Genomic DNA, 16,536 nt, shown 5'->3' on the forward strand with positions numbered 1-16,536 from the left:
ATTTACGGTTGGTTTTTGCACCCTCTATCGGAATTTTCTATTCAATTTCAATTATCGCATTGACATATTGAAGTGTAGAATCATATCATAAATGACGCTTTTTCAACATTTTTGGGAAAAAGACGCTGTCTATCCTGTGGTTTTGAAGTTTAGTGTTTAGATTTTTGATTAACGACTCAATGCATCTAAAAAGCTCTGTAGTGTAGAGAGAAACCCGGTTTTTTTGGGCGCAGACACTTCTTCTGAGTCAGTGCTACCCGTGACTTTGGCAATAATCAATTCTAAGGCATCTCCTACAGGTTTTTGCGGTTCTTCAGCAATAAGCTGATAGGCATTTTCCCCCTCCAGCAAGATTTGCCACATTCCCGGATAAACCCGCAAAAGAGCCGCCCCATCAAGAGGTTGGACGTAGTAACAAGAGGTTAGGGTGCTGAGAAACCGTTCACGGAGTTGACGTGCGGCGTAGCCAATACCAACCACTTTGAGATCTTCAAGCTGGGGAATGAGTAAAACGCAGGGGCGATCGCCAGCCAAATTGCAGATTTTTTCCACTTGACTCACTTCCACCGCCGAGGGAGCAACAATCAAAAACGCCTCATCCTCTGGCTGAATTCTACTTTCGACAGGGGAGCGACTTGTGCCAATGTCTGTCACTTTAAACGGTGTTTCTCCCCAGTCTCGACGGGCGAGTGCAGCAGCCCCAGTATCAGGAAAGAGAACCTTTAGTCCCGAACCATACTGTTCAAAGATAGGGGTAAATTGCCATGCAAGGGATTGGGCTTGCAAGGCAATCTCTGGAAAAACTAACTCGACTTGCAGGCGAGTATATCCATCATTGAGAGCAGCTTGTGTCGCTTCGCGAGCTTGAGCGATCGCTTCGTCTAAGGTTTGAGGAAGTTCAGCCATCGGTCATTTGTCCTTTGTCCTTCGTCCTTGATGCATAGTGCGTCGTGTCCTCTCAATTGTAACGAACTATGAATCACAAGATGGAACAGGGAATAGTTTTGAATTTTGAGTTTCTCGTTTTGACCCAACGCCCTTGCTAGTCGAGCATGGCGATGGCGCTTGTGTCGGGGCGGGTTTCACTATTACCGTTTATTACCTCACCTAGATGAGACTCAACCCGCCCTGACTCAGGTATGGAAGTTTTTGGCGAATGACGAATGACATAAGACAATGACCCCTAAGCCTGACAACTTTCAATTGCCCAACGAGCTAATTCGGTACGGTTATGCAATCCAGTTTTGCTTAGCATATTAGAAACATGGCTTTCAATCGTGCGCTGACTCACATTAAGCTCCTTAGCAATTTCCCGATTTGCCAATCCCCGTGCCACAAACTGTACAACCTTCAGTTCAGTTGGTGTCAATTCCACATGGGCGGGAACTTTAATGTTAGATGGCGGCTCTCCTGCAGGTGTCGGGGAGCGAGTCGTTAAGCGGCTAGCCTGTCTCAGAGAAGATTCAACTTGAGCGACCAATTCTTCTGGCTCAAATGGTTTGACCATGTAAACATCGGCGCCGGTGTTGAGTCCCTTTACCCGATCATGGCTTTGTCCTTTGGCAGAGAGAAATAGCACGGGAACCCAGTTCATGCGCGGATCTTGCCGAACATACTCAACCAGAGCATAGCCATCCATCTCTGGCATCATCACATCACAAATGATCATGTCTGGAATATCTTGCTCTAAAACATCCAGCGCCTCTCGACCATTTTCCGCCGTGATCACTTTGTACCCGCGAAACTCTAGGTAGTCCTTAACGAGCAAAATTAAATTAGGGTCATCGTCAATCAGCAGCAGTTGCTTGTTAGTTCTGATAACGTTTTCTTTCATTTTCTCCCCCCGTGGAGACCCCCGCTAGACCGCTCGATTCGGTTAGTCGGCGGGTAGTTTACGTCCTATGTTAGTCTACTGAACCAGGAAACTAAAGGCTCTCCAGTAGTCAGGGTGAGAAAAGCCGTTAAGTTTAATTTTTCCCACCTACTTAGCTCCTCCAGAAGCGCTGGAAAATCTGGGTCCAAGGGCTTTTGGGTTGATCTACACGGGCGACTTTTTCGGGAGTTATCTGCGGTTTGAATTGACTGTCGGCTCTTTTAACTCCTGCTGGTTCGGAGATAGGAGATTGATCGGTTTCTGGAAGAGGATGAATTAAAAAAGCATAGTCTTCGACAATCTTGTTTCCAATAAGATGCTCTTGGATAATGCGTTCGATGACCTCTGGCGTCGCGTTACGATACCAAACGCCATCAGGGTAAACCACCAGAATTGGACCGCTAGCACAGACGCGCAGACAGTTGGCTTTGGTACGAAAGACGCAGCTTTGTCGCTCCTGAGTGGGTTGATCCAGCTTGAGCTGTTTCAGACGGGTTTTTAAGTAGTCCCAGGAATCAAGACCCGCTTGTTTAGAGCAGCACTTCGGTTTAGTCTGGTCAGCGCACAGCAAAATATGGCGTTGAATTTGATTGAGTCCTAGGCTATGTACATTTTTTGCCAACAGTGTTTTGTCTGATGCTGTATTCATCTGTCTTACCCCCTAAAAATTCCCATTATCCTGTAGGGTAGCGCGTCACTACAGGTCTTGAGTTTTAAGTGTTCCAGACGTGCCATTATTCGTCTTTCCGGGGCGGGTTTAGGGACAAACACTAATTGTTTTACCTAACTTTTTTGCCAAACTCGCCCTACCCTTCACCCAACACCCCTACTTCACCACCCATCCTTTAGTTCGGGAACCCGTACCCGGACATTGATTGCAGTTTGATGCCTTAGTTGAGTAAATTAGCACTCAGAAGCAGAGAGTGCTAATCACTCAACAGCAGAAAGTGTGAAGTGAGACTAAACCACGCAAATTAGGAGGGAATATCAATGGCAGCCGTATCTCTGAGTGTTTCTACAGTCAAGCCATTAGGCGATCGCGTTTTTGTCAAGGTCAGTGCCGCTGAAGAGAAAACTGCAGGTGGCATCTTGTTACCCGACAACGCGAAAGAGAAGCCTCAAATCGGGGAAATTGTCGCGACAGGTCCTGGCAAGCGCAACGATGATGGCTCTCGCTCGGAACTGGAAGTCAAAATTGGCGACAAAGTTCTCTACTCTAAGTATGCCGGTACTGATATCAAACTAGGCAACGAGGAGTATGTTCTACTTTCAGAAAAAGACATCCTCGCCGTCGTTTCCTAGTCATGCTCCCTAAACGTTCAGGAGTACACCAAGCCAGGGATCTGGCAATTCTCCTGAATGATGAACTCATCCCAATTTCTAATAATTCACCGTTCAATTCTCAGACTCAACATCACTGAAATCTATGGCTAAGCGCATCATTTACAACGAAAATGCTCGTCGCGCCCTGGAAAAGGGTATGGATATTCTGGCAGAAGCCGTTGCCGTTACCCTCGGTCCAAAAGGTCGCAACGTGGTTCTGGAGAAAAAATTTGGCGCTCCTCAAATTGTCAATGACGGAGTGACCATTGCTAAAGAAATCGAATTAGAAGACCACGTAGAAAACACGGGTGTCGCCCTGATTCGTCAAGCTGCGTCTAAGACTAATGATGCAGCGGGTGACGGTACTACAACCGCTACCGTGCTGGCTCATGCCATGGTCAAAGAAGGATTGCGGAATGTTGCGGCTGGTGCGAATGCCATCGCCTTGAAGCGGGGGATTGACAAAGCCATTGCTTTCTTGGTGGACAAGATTGCCGAAAATGCCCGTCCTGTTGAAGATTCTAAAGCCATTGCTCAAGTCGGTTCCATCTCTGCCGGTAACGACGAAGAAGTTGGCTCGATGATTGCCCAAGCAATGGATAAGGTGGGCAAAGAAGGCGTGATTTCCCTCGAAGAAGGGAAGTCTATGACCACTGAATTAGAAATCACCGAAGGGATGCGCTTTGACAAGGGCTACATCTCGCCCTACTTCGCCACCGATATGGAGCGGATGGAAGCGATTCTGGAAGAACCCTTCATCCTGATTACCGATAAGAAAATTACCCTGGTTCAGGATATAGTACCTGTGCTAGAGCAAGTTGCTCGTTCGAGTCGTCCTCTGCTAATTTTGGCTGAAGACATTGAAAAAGAAGCCCTGGCGACTCTGGTGGTCAACCGTCTGCGCGGTGTGCTCAACGTCGCTGCGGTTAAAGCTCCTGGTTTTGGCGATCGCCGCAAAGCTATGCTGGAAGATATCGCGGTATTGACAGGTGGTCAAGTGATCACCGAAGACGCGGGTCTGAAGCTGGAAAACACCAAGCTAGATATGCTGGGTAAAGCGCGTCGCATCAACATCACCAAAGACAATACCACGATTGTGGCTGAAGGCAACGAAGCGGCGGTTAAAGCCCGTTGTGAACAAATCCGTCGTCAGATTGAAGAATCCGATTCTTCCTACGACAAGGAGAAACTGCAAGAGCGTTTGGCGAAGCTGTCTGGTGGCGTTGCGGTGGTAAAAGTTGGGGCGGCTACGGAAACTGAAATGAAAGACCGCAAGCTGCGCTTAGAAGACGCGATTAACGCGACCAAGGCGGCGGTAGAAGAAGGAATTGTTCCCGGTGGTGGTACGACTCTAGCTCATCTGACTCCTACCCTGGAATCTTGGGCAAATGAAAACCTGACCGGTGAAGGTTTGATTGGGGCAATGATTGTTTCTCGTGCGCTAGCCGCGCCCCTGAAGCGGATTGCTGAGAATGCGGGTCAAAATGGTGCCGTTATCGCTGAGCGGGTGAAAGAGAAAGACTTTAACGTTGGCTATAACGCGGCGACGAATGAGTTCGTTGATATGTTTGAAGCCGGTATCGTTGATCCCGCCAAGGTGACTCGTTCCGCCCTGCAAAATGCAGCCTCTATCGCGGGGATGGTATTGACTACTGAATGTATCGTAGTTGACAAGCCTGAACCCAAGGAAGGTGCTGGTGCTGGCGCTGGTGCTGGTATGGGCGATTTCGATTACTAATCGCTGAGGTTGTAGGGGTGATTTATGAATTGCCCCTACGCTCGGTTGGATTGTACGCCGATTAAGCTGTCTCGTTCAAGAAGAGACAGCTTTTTAAGTTATTCAAGGACAAAAATTATGAAAATGAAGGATGTCAAACTACTGTGGGGGCGTTCTGGGAATCGCTGTGCTTTTCCTGGCTGCAAAATTGAATTAACCCCTGATGGTTCCAAAAGTACACTCGGCGAAATGGCTCATATTGTAGCTGATTCACCTGATGGCCCTCGTGGGGAGAGCGATTTGACTCCTGAAGAAAGAGATGAATACTCTAATTTAATATTGTTATGTCCGACTCATCATACTCTAATTGACAAGAATCCTGAAGAATGGACAGTGGAAAAATTAAAGCTCATGAAGCTGGAACATGAACAGTGGGTTACTAATAAATTAGAGCAAGATAAAATTTACATAAACCAGATTGACAACTCAGATTTTATTGAATCTAGAGAGAAAGAGTGGAAAAAGTTTGCTGGAACTAAGGTATGGGTTATAGTAAGTCTTACGCCTCTTAATATATCTGACGACAGTATCGATCCCCTGAATCGAGAGTTACTGACATTAATCAACAGTTGTAGACTACCTGACTTCTACGATATGCACTCTCCCTTATCAAGTTTTATTAATAGCTATAATACAAGACCGAATGAATACGGAGTTGTCAATGAAGATTTAAGTTATATAAGTCAAGGATTTGGTTATAAAATTATGGTTTCCAGAAACGGTCATTGTGAATTTATGCTCTGTCTAGAAGGATTTGTACAAGAAGATACTAAATCCGGTCAGACACGTAGTTTTATGCCTGACCCCCATAACCGAGTGTTAAGATATGAAGATGTTGCTAAAAGCTTTAGGAATCAAATTCATAATTTAATTGAGATATGGAGTTTGTCATTACCATTTAATGATACTTTATTAACGGCTATGATAACAAATACATCTAGTACAAATTTACTCTATACAGGAAGACAATTATGGACTGGTTATGCATTTAGTTCCCCTGTTCATTCTCCCAATCTCAACCACAAAAAAGTAATTAATAAAAATGAAAAAGCTTTGGATTTAAGTGAATACTTTATTAAAAGATTTGTCAATTACTATGGATTAACTATCGATAGAATTTTTAATGAAGACGGAACTTTAGCCTTACCGCGAAGGCTATCTTGTTAAAAGTTAAATTAAAATTTGTATGTATTTAGATACAGTTAAACAACAAGCTTCCGAAATCAATAAACTTGAACAGGAGTTAGGGATTTCTCTACCCAAAGCCTGCAAAGTGGGAATTGATTATATTTTTCCCATGACAGCATCGACCAATAAATCTGCCTCAAACCGCACCACATCGGTACAAGGTAAACCCGTCTCATCCTGAACCTGCGCGATCGCGTAGTGATAAGATTTGGGGTCAGATGTGCGATCGCGTGGTGATTGGGTTGAGCAGAAGGTATGCGATCGCCGTTTGGGTGAGGTTGAGGGGAAAGAGTGCGATCCTCAATCGTGCAATTATTGAATCAATAACCTAGGATCATACTATCCTAATAATATGAAGAAGTAATCAAGCAACCCCATACCCCGTATAGGGACGCTTATACCATGGATGTAACCCTAAGACAATATCCTCCTTAGGTATCCCCATTTCCACCAATTCCCGCGCAATATCCACCTCTGTCCTATTACGCTGAATCCAAATCTTGCCATCCTTGATATCCAAATGGATGAAACACTCGTAAACCCGCTTCAACCCTTGCCAACCCACATCTAATAACTGATAGTGGTCATGTTCTGCATCAAAAATAAGCTGGCATTCAACATCTGGATTCCCCTCTACCCCTGTTGCCTGCTGGGAAAGCAGCTTACGAATGCATTGGCGGTAGTGTTCTAGTCTTTCCATTCAATAATCACCTCCAAATTTGGATCGTAAACCACAAGCTTGAGTTGATACAGCCTAACGGCTTCTTGAACAAACCGCTCTTGAAAAAAAGATTCAAACGTATCCAACGGCACTCCTAGATAAAGTATCCGCTCCGGTTCACTCATTTGTAGAGCCAGCCGATAGTTCAAAAATTGCCCTAATGCCAGATGAAAATCAGTCAGCGCCGAATTGCTCAAAAAACTTTTGACTTCAACCGCAATTTTTCGCCCTGCCTTCTGTGCCGCCAAGACTTTTTCTGCTGCCAAATCAATCTCTAACCTCACCCCCTCAATCTTAATTATCAGCCGATCTGCTGTAATCATCCAATGCTCCTTGAGGAGTGCCTGTTTTACCGCATTATGAAACAGGTCTTTCGCCACTCTTACTCCTCACCTTTTTTTTTAGTCCGATCGCGTTAACAACACCTTCAACCGAAAAATCGACAAGGCTTGTAGGGGCGGGTTTTTCGATATCATTGATGGACGCACGGAGCGTGCGCCCCTACAGTTTCTGGGTCTAATTCTAATCCATTAAATAGGGAAAATATTATAACGTTTCCATGACAGGATCGACCAATAAATCTGCCCCAAACCGCACCACATCCGTACAAGGTAAACCTGTCTCATCCTGAACCTGCGCGATCGCGTCTCGTGCTTCCCCATCTCTCAAATGCCCGGTATTCAAGGCTATTGCTACAACTGGCACCGGTGCAAATGCCCCTCCCGCCCTAGCCACGGTTTCATACAGTCGAATAACCTCTGGTAACGGTGGAATCGCTACATCCGGACAATGGCGAATCTGTTTTTGTCCAGCGCGATGAACTAATATTAAACCTGTGGGTTGTGTACCTCGAATTAGGGGTAAGGTTGCCGTAGAACCGGGATGAATCAGTGAACCCTGCCCTTCTATCATTAACAACTCATAACCATTGCCAAATTTCATCACTATTTGTTCAACCGCACCCGCCGCAAAATCGACCCGAATTGCATCTAAAGGGATGCCATCCCCAGCAATCATTAACCCCGCTTGACCGGTTGCCAAAAACTTAGACTTAATTCCCTTTCGACAAGCGGCGCGATGGAACTCAATACTGGTAGACATTTTCCCCACACTCATATCCGTACCCACGGTTAAAATCCGTTGACAAGACAGCGATCGCGCTTGGGCTTTGCCAATCCCCAAACCCGTTGGTTCCTGGCGAATATCCCAAATTTGTTGATTGGGTTTGAGTAATTCTTGTAATTCTGGATCAGATGCCATTGGCGTATGCAAACCGTTATAAACGGAAAGTCCAGCCGCGATTCCCTGCTTAACTTCTTGCCACCAAACCTCTGGCAACCGTCCCCCCGATGGGGCAATTCCAATCGCTAAAATCGTGGGATTGTAGGCGAGGGCGGAACTCACTGAATCCACAATCGGCGCATTACAGTTAATTCCAGTTAATTCAGATAAAGATTCTCCAGCACAATCCTTATCAATCACTGCCACCACAGTTGCTTCTGTATATCGTAGCAGCGTTAATCCGGTTTTCCCCTGATCGCCGCGAATCCCTTCATGTAATAAAATAGCGACGCGCTGATCACTCGTCAGATACATGGCGTTTTACTCCCAATCCTGATAAGTTATTTGGTATCAATCGTCCATCTTGAAGCGTCGCCCCGGTAAAGGGATCGTCAACTAAGTTCAAATGGCTGTCTAAATCCAGATAATCGGCGAAAGAGGATAAGTGAGAAGCGGCGGTATTGGCGAGGGTACTATCGGAATAGCAGCCATACATCACCTGTAACCCAAAGGCTTTGGCAGTATGTACCATCCGCAATGCTTCCGTTAATCCACCGGATTTCATTAGTTTGATATTAATCCCATGAATGCAATCAGCCAGGGGAGGAATATCCCGACTGGTAAAGCAGCTTTCATCAACGAAAATAGGTAGAGGCGATCGCGAATACAAATGAGGTAAATCCGCCTCTTGTCCGGCTCTAAGGGGTTGTTCGACGTATTTAACACCCTGTTGGGCTAACCAGTCGCAAATTTTTACAGCGTCGTCTAAACTCCAACCGCCATTCGCATCAACGGTTAGCTGGGCTTGGGGGGCGACGTCTCGGATGGCTAATAGCATTTCGCGATCGGCTTCAATTCCGTCGGGAGAACCGAGTTTAATTTTAAGCACATTACCCCCAGTGATCGGTATCCAATCTCGCACTCGTTCTTGTGCGGCTTCAGGTGTACCAATTCCTACCGTGGCGGAAATTGGCACAATCCGGTGACGATTACATCCCCACAATTTCCATAAGGGAACACCTAGCTGTTTTCCTAACCAATCATGTAATGCAATATCAATCGCCGCCCTAGCCGCCGATGGTGCATCAGTTTCTGCTAACACTCGTTCGATTTTCTGTCGTTCCCAGGGTGTATATGCCTCTAGTATGGGTATAAGTAACTCAAGTGCAGTTAACAGTATCTGAGTGGTTTGTGGAGTTTTATTTAAGGGATGGGATGGAGTCGCGATCGCAAAGGGAGAGGCTTCACCCCAACCCTCTATCCCCTCATGTTCTAGCCGCACCCAGATATTGGTGCTTTGGGAGGTTGTACCGCGACTAATGGTTAAGGGGAATCGCTTGTGAACAGTAAAGGGTTCTAAGCTAAGGCGCATAATCCAAGGGGGGTTTGTTACACAGTAAGCCTATATTAGGTTGAATAGCACTGAAAATTTGCATTTTGGAAGCGCCTCCACCCTTGATATACCGTAGGGTGGGCACTGCCCACCAACATACCAGTCAGTGACATTTATATTAAGCTATGGTATTGGAATTCGCTGATTCTAACCCGAAGCCGATGTGGTAACTATCTTAAAGCTTAGCTTGACAGCGCTTCAGGTAAATCTGTAGGGTGAGGAGAGTGAAGCGTAACGCACCACTCACCGTTAAAGACTTTGGTGGAATAGATTTTACGGTTAAATCGGGCGCAAGCCTTGCGCCCCTACATTTGGGTGTACCTTAAACACTGGAGAACCGCTATATTTGTTCGTCACGACTAACTCGAAGTCTGGCTCTATGACTAACTGAATAAAGGGCAGAGTAAATTTCAGGTTTCAAATACATTTCTTGGTTGCTAGTAAGCGATAAATAGGCTTTTCGTAATTCGGTCACTGTTTCACGTTCATCAGCTACTTCGCCAATTGCTCTAACTATACAACGTTTCCAATTGAAGTCTCGATTATTGTTGTGGATTTCGGGTAATAGCTCCCGTAGTTTAGGGACTAATAACTTGGTAATAAATGTGGGCAAGTTGTTCAAAATTTCATTTTGAAATACCAGCCAATTGGATTGATGCAATATTGATAGTATTTGTTGAGCAATTGTCTCAGACTGGTACTCTGAGGCAGCCCAGAGAATACCTTTTGCCTCACAAATAGATAAATTATAGTTTTTTGTAATAGTGAAAATTCTATTAGCGTAGTCAACGATAAACTTGCGCCCTGATTCCGGCGCTACTCCATGATCCCAGCTTGCCTGACTTTGCTCCAATGCTTGCACCAGCGTTGGCACTACAGAGTCATCTCCCAAGCTTTTGAGAGTGCGAGTTATTCGTTGCCAAACCCTGCATCAGATTGGGTTTACCAACCAGACAACGTGCTGCCAAGAGCAAATCACTATCAAAAAGGTCATCATTGACAGCTAGCGGTTCCCCTTCCGGTATTAACTGGTTGATGTTTCCAGGTGACAATGAAGGTAGCGAACGTCCCAAGATACCTAACAGTAGCGGTGTCGCATCGTCCATACATTCAGCTAATAGCAGGATTACCTCTTCCCACCAAGGTTCATGTCGATGCTTAACAACCTCTTGCCATCCAACTGCACCTTTTTTATTAGCGGCTAGTGCGGCAAAATATTCTTGAAATGTCAAATGCAGAAAGCTATACAATTCATAGGCGGCTTCTTTCAGCAAACTCGATGAATCTGTAATTTCCTCCAGGATTGCTTTGTTCTCTTCTGGTGAGATATTGATTTGAGCATTAGAAAGAAAGCGAGGAAGTTGCCGCAATAGTTCAGCTTCGCGGAAATAGCTTGTCCCTTGCTGATGGAAATACCACGCCACCTCTATCAACAGATTCTGCATTTGTGTTGGTGTAAACTGCATCAATCGATTAACATCTCGATTAGGTTCCGCATCCCATTCTTCGAGCAATACTTCAACGCAGTGCTGGTACAATTCAGAGCGACGCTCAGGTAATTTCAATTCTCGCCCATAGACAATCGCCATTAGTGAGAGAATTAACGGATTTCCTGCCAACGTCTTCATCCGCAAGTTTTTATTTAGTTCTTGCCATAATCCTTCCGCCTTGGAAGGATCTGATTTGAACCAGTTGTTGGCAAATTCCTTAATCTTAGGTTCATCAAATTCCAGCACTTCCATTGTCTGGAACCCAGTTAAACCACCGCGCCAGCCAGCCCGACGACAGGTAACTGCGATCGGAGCATTAGGAAATTGTGTGGCTAATTGATTTACTTTACCAACCGCCTGATTGTAAGCATTTTTCGCCTCAGCAGGGCTTTTACCACCCAATACTTCGTCTAATCCGTCTAACAGCAATGCAGCATTACCGTCTTTTAGCTGTTCTTCAAGATAGGGACGGGCATTTTGAAAGCCATAGTATTGCGCTAAGTCAGCAGCAACAAACTCTAGAACGTTTTCCGTGTTACCTTCTAAAAATTTCAGTTCAACATAAATTGGCAAATAGGGTAAGCTTGATTCATCTTTAGCCATTCGCACAGCTAGGTGTCGCAGGATCGTAGTTTTACCTGCACCAGGCTCACCCAACACCGTTATCCGTTTGTGTTCGGTTAATGCCTCTTCTGGGGAAATTGCCGTTGCCGCTTTTTCTACTAAACGCTGTTGAAATTGTCGCAACAGTTCCCCTGGCTCACCCTCAGCTAACGAGGCTTTTTCTTCTTCTTGGGTAGGGGACAGTGTTTGTTCTTGCCGCACTTGCAGTTTTACATAAATATTCTCCAGATCCAAAGGACTGGACATCTTAAAAATCTGTAGATTACCGAGTCTATAAATCAGGTTTTTACGATAATCTTCTATAGCCTGTTTTTGGTGAGCCTCAGCTTCTGCTTGCTTTAGTTCCGCTTCCTTATTGGCTGCATCTTGCCGTTTACGTCTGTCTCTCTCATCCCAAAAATGAGTTACTTTTGGCCCAAATATGAATGTCAAGACTGCAACTATAAGAGTTAAAATAGTAGCTATAGCACCTACTGCACCCCAATCAATAGAGCCCCAATCAATAGAGGGTGTTGTTAAGTCTGATGGTGCTTGCTTTGGAGAGACATCAGGATTCGCTGCGGGTGACGGTGATGGTGTAGGTGAAGCTGTGGGCTTGATCGTCTGTTGTGTCGTAGCATCAGCTTCGGTTGAGGGAGAAGAGTTTTCCGTGGACGATACAGCTAGAGGAAGAAGTAATGGATTTTGGCTTTGAGCAGCATCAGCATTTACTACTAAAATACTGACTAAGACAGCGCTAGAGGCGAAAAAACGCCTTTTATTTCCCGGCTTCATTCTTTTTGGAAAAAGATTGATTTATTCACCACTCTAGCGCAACCAACATGAAAATAGACTGCCCTGAACCAATTTTTAGCTTTAATCGAGACGCTTTAGTTTTGGTTTCGGAAATTGATATCCTGACTCCTAATAAACACTTTCTAGGACAGAGGGTTAAAAAGAGGGCGACCCGAGTCTATTTAGTGGACTGGAGTTGTTAATTAGTGCAAGCGGGTCGCCCCTACACGAAGACTAACGGTCTTTATTCCTTGTATCACGGATGATACCAATACCCAAATCACTGTCCAGTCGAGCTAATGTTCTATTTTGCCACGTTATTTAAAGAATCTTTAAGAAATTATCTTCCTGCACCCCTCCGCACCTCCGCACCTCCGCACCTCCGCACCTGTGCCCCCACACCCCAACTTTTAACCGGGGGGCCAGTCCATCTGGCGTCCGCCTAAAATGTGTAAATGTAGATGATCCACGGTTTGACCGCCATCAGCACCGTTGTTGATCACCACCCGATACCCTTGATTCAAACCCACTTGTTCAGCCACTCGCTTGGCGGTTAACAGCAGATGTCCCATAAGGGCGTGATCTTGGGACTCAGCCGCCGCTAGCTGGGGAATCGGTTTTTTGGGAATGAGCAGAATATGAACGGGGGCTTTGGGCGTAATATCCTTGAAAGCGAGGACTAGATCATCCTCATAAACAATGTCAGCCGGGATTTCCCGACGGATAATCTTGCTAAAGATTGTCTCACTCATGGCTAATCGCGGTTTTAGTATAAATGCTTCATTAGAAAGTAGCATACAGGAACCAAAAACGCCTAAGATCGAGGTAGAGTAAACAATTAATGGAGAGATCTATCTAGTTTAACCGCATCGGTTTTCTATAATTTATTAGCCTTCAACGAGAGTGCATGACATTCTCCATACCGGAACAAGACGTTAGTCAGCTATGTCAATCGAGAAACTTCAGCCTGCCGAGAAAAGCGCCTACGGTGTCTACATGCCTTACTATCAAGGCGCTAAACGCAATGCCCTCCCCCTGGCGTTTAGTCTGTATCAACAGGGTTCCTTAGAAGGGAGTCGCCGTATTGAAGGCGGTGAGAGCATTCCCTTTGTGGCAACCTGGTTTGTCTCTAAGCTACCTTCGGAACTCACCCGCTGCCGATTACAGTTTGATGGGAATGCGGAACTCAGTTATGAGGTAACTTTGGCAAATTCTGAATTTATTAATTACTTAATCGAAGTCATTTTGAATTTCAAGCGCACTCGCTTGACCGATTTTTCCCAGACATTTTATCGAAAACTACTACGTGACGAGTAAACTCAAGTGGCATTTTGAACGGAGGAGTGAAATTAGGGGTGACAAAATCCGTGAATTATTTACTAATCGGATCAACTGAAGCGTATAGTGGCAAGTCTGCCATTATTCTGGGCATCGCCCATCAGCTCAAAAGTCAAGGACTGGATATTGGTTATGGTAAGCTCTTAGCCTGTACTGAGTATGTGAATAAACTGGATCGGGAAGGCGATGATGTGCAGTTTATTCCGTCTATCCTAGATCTACCAGAAAAACGGGTGCGATCGCCTTTACTTTGCCTCGATGATCAGACAATACAAAAACGCTTACGCGGTGAGGATTCTACCAATTACCGTCAATCGCTGAAGTCCTATCTCCAGCCTCCGATTGGCGATTTAATGGTACTCGAAGGACCGAGTACGCTTTTTGAAGGCAATCTATTTGACCTCTCGTTACTGGACATTGCTCAGGAAATAGAGGCTTCAATTGTATTAGTCAGCCGTTTTCATTCGGTGTTACTGGTGGAAACGCTGCTATCTGCCAAACACCAACTTGGCGATCGCTTACGGGGAATTGTGATTAACGCGATTCCGGCTGATCAACTGGAAATCGTTCAATCCACAGTTCAACCCTTTCTAGAGGCGCAAGGCATTCCTGTATTGGGGATGTTACCCCAAAATGATTTGCTCCGCAGCGTTACGGTTCGAGAATTGATTCATCAACTCGATGCTCAAGTACTTTGCCGTCCGGATCGGATAGATTTATTGGTTCAAAGTTTGACCATTGGCGCGATGAATGTCAACTCTGCCCTAAAATACTTCCGCAAAGGCAAGCACATGGCAGTGGTTACCGGAGGCGATCGCACGGATATCCAAATGGCAGCACTGGAAACCTCAACCCACTGTCTGATTTTAACGGGACATATACCACCCCAACCGTTGATTGTCAACCGTGCTGAAGAATTGGAAATCCCCATTTTATCGGTGGATCTCGATACCCTCACCACTGTGGAAATTATCGATCGCGCTTTTGGTCAAGTACGCCTGCGCGAATCCATAAAAGCACAATGCGTCCAACAGCTTATGACAGAACATTTTGACATTGAACGGTTGATGAATCTGTTGGGTTTAGAAGCGGTTGTATCAACTCATTGAATCGTACCTACACTATAATGCCAAGCATTTAGTGTAGGAGGATGTCACAGTGGTAATATTCGATGTCAATCAATTGACTATGCCTTTTAGAAAAAATCGTTACTTCTGGGTAATTGCCACTGTTAGTTTAATTTTGGATCAACTGACTAAATATTTAGTGGTACAAAATTTTGCATTATACGAAACTTTGCCTCTGATTCCTGATATTTTTCACTTAACGTATGTGACGAATACCGGGGCAGCATTTAGTCTGTTTAGTAAGGGCGGAGTTTGGCTGCGCTGGCTATCACTGGCAGTGAGTCTGGGTTTAATGGGGTTGGCATGGTTTGGTTCCCGGCTGAAACCTATTGAGCAGTTAGGCTACGGGTTTATTTTAGGGGGTGCATTAGGCAATGGAATTGATCGATTTTTTAATGATTGTATCGTTAATGGAAAACAGTTAACCTGTGTGGTTGATTTTCTGGAGTTTCCGATCGTCAAGTTTCCTGTATTAGTCGATTTTCGGCATATTCGACTCGCTCCTTTTCCAGTGTTTAATTTTGCTGATGTTTTTATTAATCTAGGGATTATCTGCTTGTTAATTATCAGTTTTCGCCAAAGTCGCCCACCTGGGGATCAATCTCACAGACAGTAAGCCCTTTTTGCCCTGGCGATTAAAATCGCTGCTACACAAAAAAGTTCACCTGCGCGGACTGGATAAGGGGGTAGTCAACCCGGATTTAGTATTAACTCAAGATGAGGGCGAGTCAACAAAATTAATCGGTTTTCCCTTTAACGCTAGTCCGGCGACTCGCCCCTACAGGGGATGATTATAAATGATTATCGAAAAATCACGGTTAATTGAAGATGAGGGCGAGTTAACAAAATTAGTCAGTTTTTCCTTTTGATCGGATCGCCCTCTATTGAAACGAGAAGGAATCTATGTTGTCTTTGTCTCTAAGCAGCAGTAGTTGTGTCTCTTATTTGGTTTTGGCGTTGAATCATTGCCCAAACTGCTATTCTGGAAATAATTAGGCGAAAGTCTGTCAGAATTGTGGATAGGTTTTCGGGCGTTAGTAGGGGAACGTGGACAAAGATACAACCAGTTGTCGGGGAATAATCGCGCAAATAGCTTAATACTTGATAATAGAGTCCTTCACAGACAAATTTACCCGCGTCGTAACTAATCTCAGTTTCGGTTAATCCCTGTAATAGTTCCTCTAAGTCTACAGAGGTGTTGAGGAAGTGAGTCTCGATGTTTGTCTTATTGCCAAGGAAGGCGGAAAGATAATAGGACAACCCTTTAAAGCTGAAGATTTCCTGAAGAACTATATAATAAACCAACCAATAGACTTGAGCGACAAGGTATCGAGGCGTTGCCCCAGCTTCTACGGTTAATCGGGAACGGGATTCAGCCATGCCGCAACAGATTACCACATCCGGTTGCAGGTGTTCAATTTCCGCGATCGCTAAATCACTGGCTGGAAATACGTCAACGGGTAGCTGTCTCAGATACGTCAAGGATATGGCTTGTTCCTGAAACGGGTTACTCTCTTGTTGGATTTTCAGCAGTAAATCATCGGACGCATTGGATTTGTGATCAGGTAACCAGGTTTGAAAGGATGTCAAAAGGATAGTGGTTGACATTATCGATTAGCACCGAACT

General features: G+C 45.1%; 18 protein-coding genes. 7 read left to right on the forward strand and 11 right to left on the reverse strand.

Annotated features, from left to right (window positions below; all coding sequences use genetic code 11):
• Positions 1 to 168: 168 nt before the first annotated feature.
• The 3 genes from ACLGGO_RS04955 to ACLGGO_RS04965 form a co-directional block, all read right to left on the reverse strand.
• Entirely contained in the window at positions 169 to 906 is a 738-nt protein-coding gene (locus tag ACLGGO_RS04955) for a DUF1995 family protein (protein ID WP_446418475.1), read from the reverse strand.
• Between the two features lie 277 nt (positions 907 to 1,183).
• The gene (locus tag ACLGGO_RS04960) at positions 1,184 to 1,834 is read right to left on the reverse strand and encodes a response regulator transcription factor (RefSeq protein WP_446339131.1); all 651 of its coding nucleotides are present in this window, start codon (positions 1,832 to 1,834) and stop codon (positions 1,184 to 1,186) included.
• A gap of 151 nt (positions 1,835 to 1,985) precedes the next feature.
• The gene (locus ACLGGO_RS04965; protein WP_446339130.1) at positions 1,986 to 2,522 is read right to left on the reverse strand and encodes a (2Fe-2S) ferredoxin domain-containing protein; all 537 of its coding nucleotides are present in this window, start codon (positions 2,520 to 2,522) and stop codon (positions 1,986 to 1,988) included.
• A 341-nt stretch (positions 2,523 to 2,863) separates the two neighbouring features.
• On the opposite strand from ACLGGO_RS04965, the gene groES reads away from it, so the two are divergent.
• The 4 genes from groES (at position 2,864) to ACLGGO_RS04985 (ending at position 6,342) form a co-directional block, all read left to right on the forward strand.
• Complete coding sequence (groES, locus tag ACLGGO_RS04970) at positions 2,864 to 3,175, forward strand: co-chaperone GroES (RefSeq protein ID WP_446339129.1); 312 nt, start codon at positions 2,864 to 2,866, stop codon at positions 3,173 to 3,175.
• Between the two features lie 124 nt (positions 3,176 to 3,299).
• Positions 3,300 to 4,934 (forward strand): chaperonin GroEL, encoded by a 1,635-nt coding sequence (groL, locus tag ACLGGO_RS04975; RefSeq protein ID WP_446339128.1) that lies wholly within the window; start codon positions 3,300 to 3,302, stop codon positions 4,932 to 4,934.
• 117 nt (positions 4,935 to 5,051) lie between these two features.
• Positions 5,052 to 6,140 carry an HNH endonuclease gene (locus ACLGGO_RS04980; protein ID WP_446418476.1) on the forward strand — a complete coding sequence of 363 codons (1,089 nt, stop codon included), beginning with the start codon at positions 5,052 to 5,054 and terminating at the stop codon, positions 6,138 to 6,140.
• Between the two features lie 19 nt (positions 6,141 to 6,159).
• Entirely contained in the window at positions 6,160 to 6,342 is a 183-nt protein-coding gene (locus tag ACLGGO_RS04985; RefSeq protein ID WP_446418477.1) for a hypothetical protein, read from the forward strand.
• 183 nt (positions 6,343 to 6,525) lie between these two features.
• Here ACLGGO_RS04985 and ACLGGO_RS04990 read toward each other — a convergent pair whose 3' ends face one another.
• From ACLGGO_RS04990 to ACLGGO_RS05020, 7 genes are all read right to left on the reverse strand, one after another.
• A complete protein-coding gene (locus ACLGGO_RS04990) occupies positions 6,526 to 6,861 on the reverse strand; it encodes an element excision factor XisI family protein (protein ID WP_446418478.1) in 336 nt (111 codons plus the stop codon).
• Positions 6,849 to 7,262, reverse strand: coding sequence for a XisH family protein (locus ACLGGO_RS04995; protein WP_446418479.1), 414 nt, complete (start codon positions 7,260 to 7,262; stop codon positions 6,849 to 6,851). Before ACLGGO_RS04995 ends, ACLGGO_RS04990 begins: the two co-directional genes overlap by 13 nt.
• Positions 7,263 to 7,428: 166 nt before the next feature.
• Positions 7,429 to 8,478 carry a DUF1611 domain-containing protein gene (locus tag ACLGGO_RS05000; protein WP_446418480.1) on the reverse strand — a complete coding sequence of 350 codons (1,050 nt, stop codon included), beginning with the start codon at positions 8,476 to 8,478 and terminating at the stop codon, positions 7,429 to 7,431.
• Entirely contained in the window at positions 8,462 to 9,535 is a 1,074-nt protein-coding gene (locus ACLGGO_RS05005) for a dipeptide epimerase (RefSeq protein ID WP_446418481.1), read from the reverse strand. Before ACLGGO_RS05005 ends, ACLGGO_RS05000 begins: the two co-directional genes overlap by 17 nt.
• A gap of 361 nt (positions 9,536 to 9,896) precedes the next feature.
• A complete protein-coding gene (locus tag ACLGGO_RS05010; protein ID WP_446418482.1) occupies positions 9,897 to 10,430 on the reverse strand; it encodes a hypothetical protein in 534 nt (177 codons plus the stop codon).
• Between the two features lie 7 nt (positions 10,431 to 10,437).
• Positions 10,438 to 12,444, reverse strand: a complete 2,007-nt coding sequence (locus tag ACLGGO_RS05015; protein WP_446418483.1) for an NACHT domain-containing protein — start codon at positions 12,442 to 12,444, stop codon at positions 10,438 to 10,440.
• Between the two features lie 410 nt (positions 12,445 to 12,854).
• A complete protein-coding gene (locus ACLGGO_RS05020; RefSeq protein WP_446339121.1) occupies positions 12,855 to 13,196 on the reverse strand; it encodes a histidine triad nucleotide-binding protein in 342 nt (113 codons plus the stop codon).
• A 193-nt stretch (positions 13,197 to 13,389) separates the two neighbouring features.
• Between ACLGGO_RS05020 and ebsA the strand changes: the two genes are divergently transcribed.
• From ebsA to lspA, 3 genes are all read left to right on the forward strand, one after another.
• On the forward strand, positions 13,390 to 13,761 hold the full coding sequence (ebsA, locus tag ACLGGO_RS05025) for a type IV pilus biogenesis protein EbsA (RefSeq protein ID WP_446339120.1): 372 nt from the start codon (positions 13,390 to 13,392) through the stop codon (positions 13,759 to 13,761).
• 38 nt (positions 13,762 to 13,799) lie between these two features.
• On the forward strand, positions 13,800 to 14,891 hold the full coding sequence (locus ACLGGO_RS05030) for a phosphotransacetylase family protein (RefSeq protein WP_446418484.1): 1,092 nt from the start codon (positions 13,800 to 13,802) through the stop codon (positions 14,889 to 14,891).
• A 79-nt stretch (positions 14,892 to 14,970) separates the two neighbouring features.
• Positions 14,971 to 15,525, forward strand: coding sequence for a signal peptidase II (lspA, locus tag ACLGGO_RS05035; protein WP_446418485.1), 555 nt, complete (start codon positions 14,971 to 14,973; stop codon positions 15,523 to 15,525).
• A 302-nt stretch (positions 15,526 to 15,827) separates the two neighbouring features.
• Here lspA and ACLGGO_RS05040 read toward each other — a convergent pair whose 3' ends face one another.
• Entirely contained in the window at positions 15,828 to 16,517 is a 690-nt protein-coding gene (locus ACLGGO_RS05040; protein ID WP_446418486.1) for a peptidase C15, read from the reverse strand.
• Positions 16,518 to 16,536: the final 19 nt, after the last annotated feature.

It is taken from the genome of Coleofasciculus sp. (assembly GCF_046565525.1).
GTDB lineage: Bacteria > Cyanobacteriota > Cyanobacteriia > Cyanobacteriales > Coleofasciculaceae > Coleofasciculus.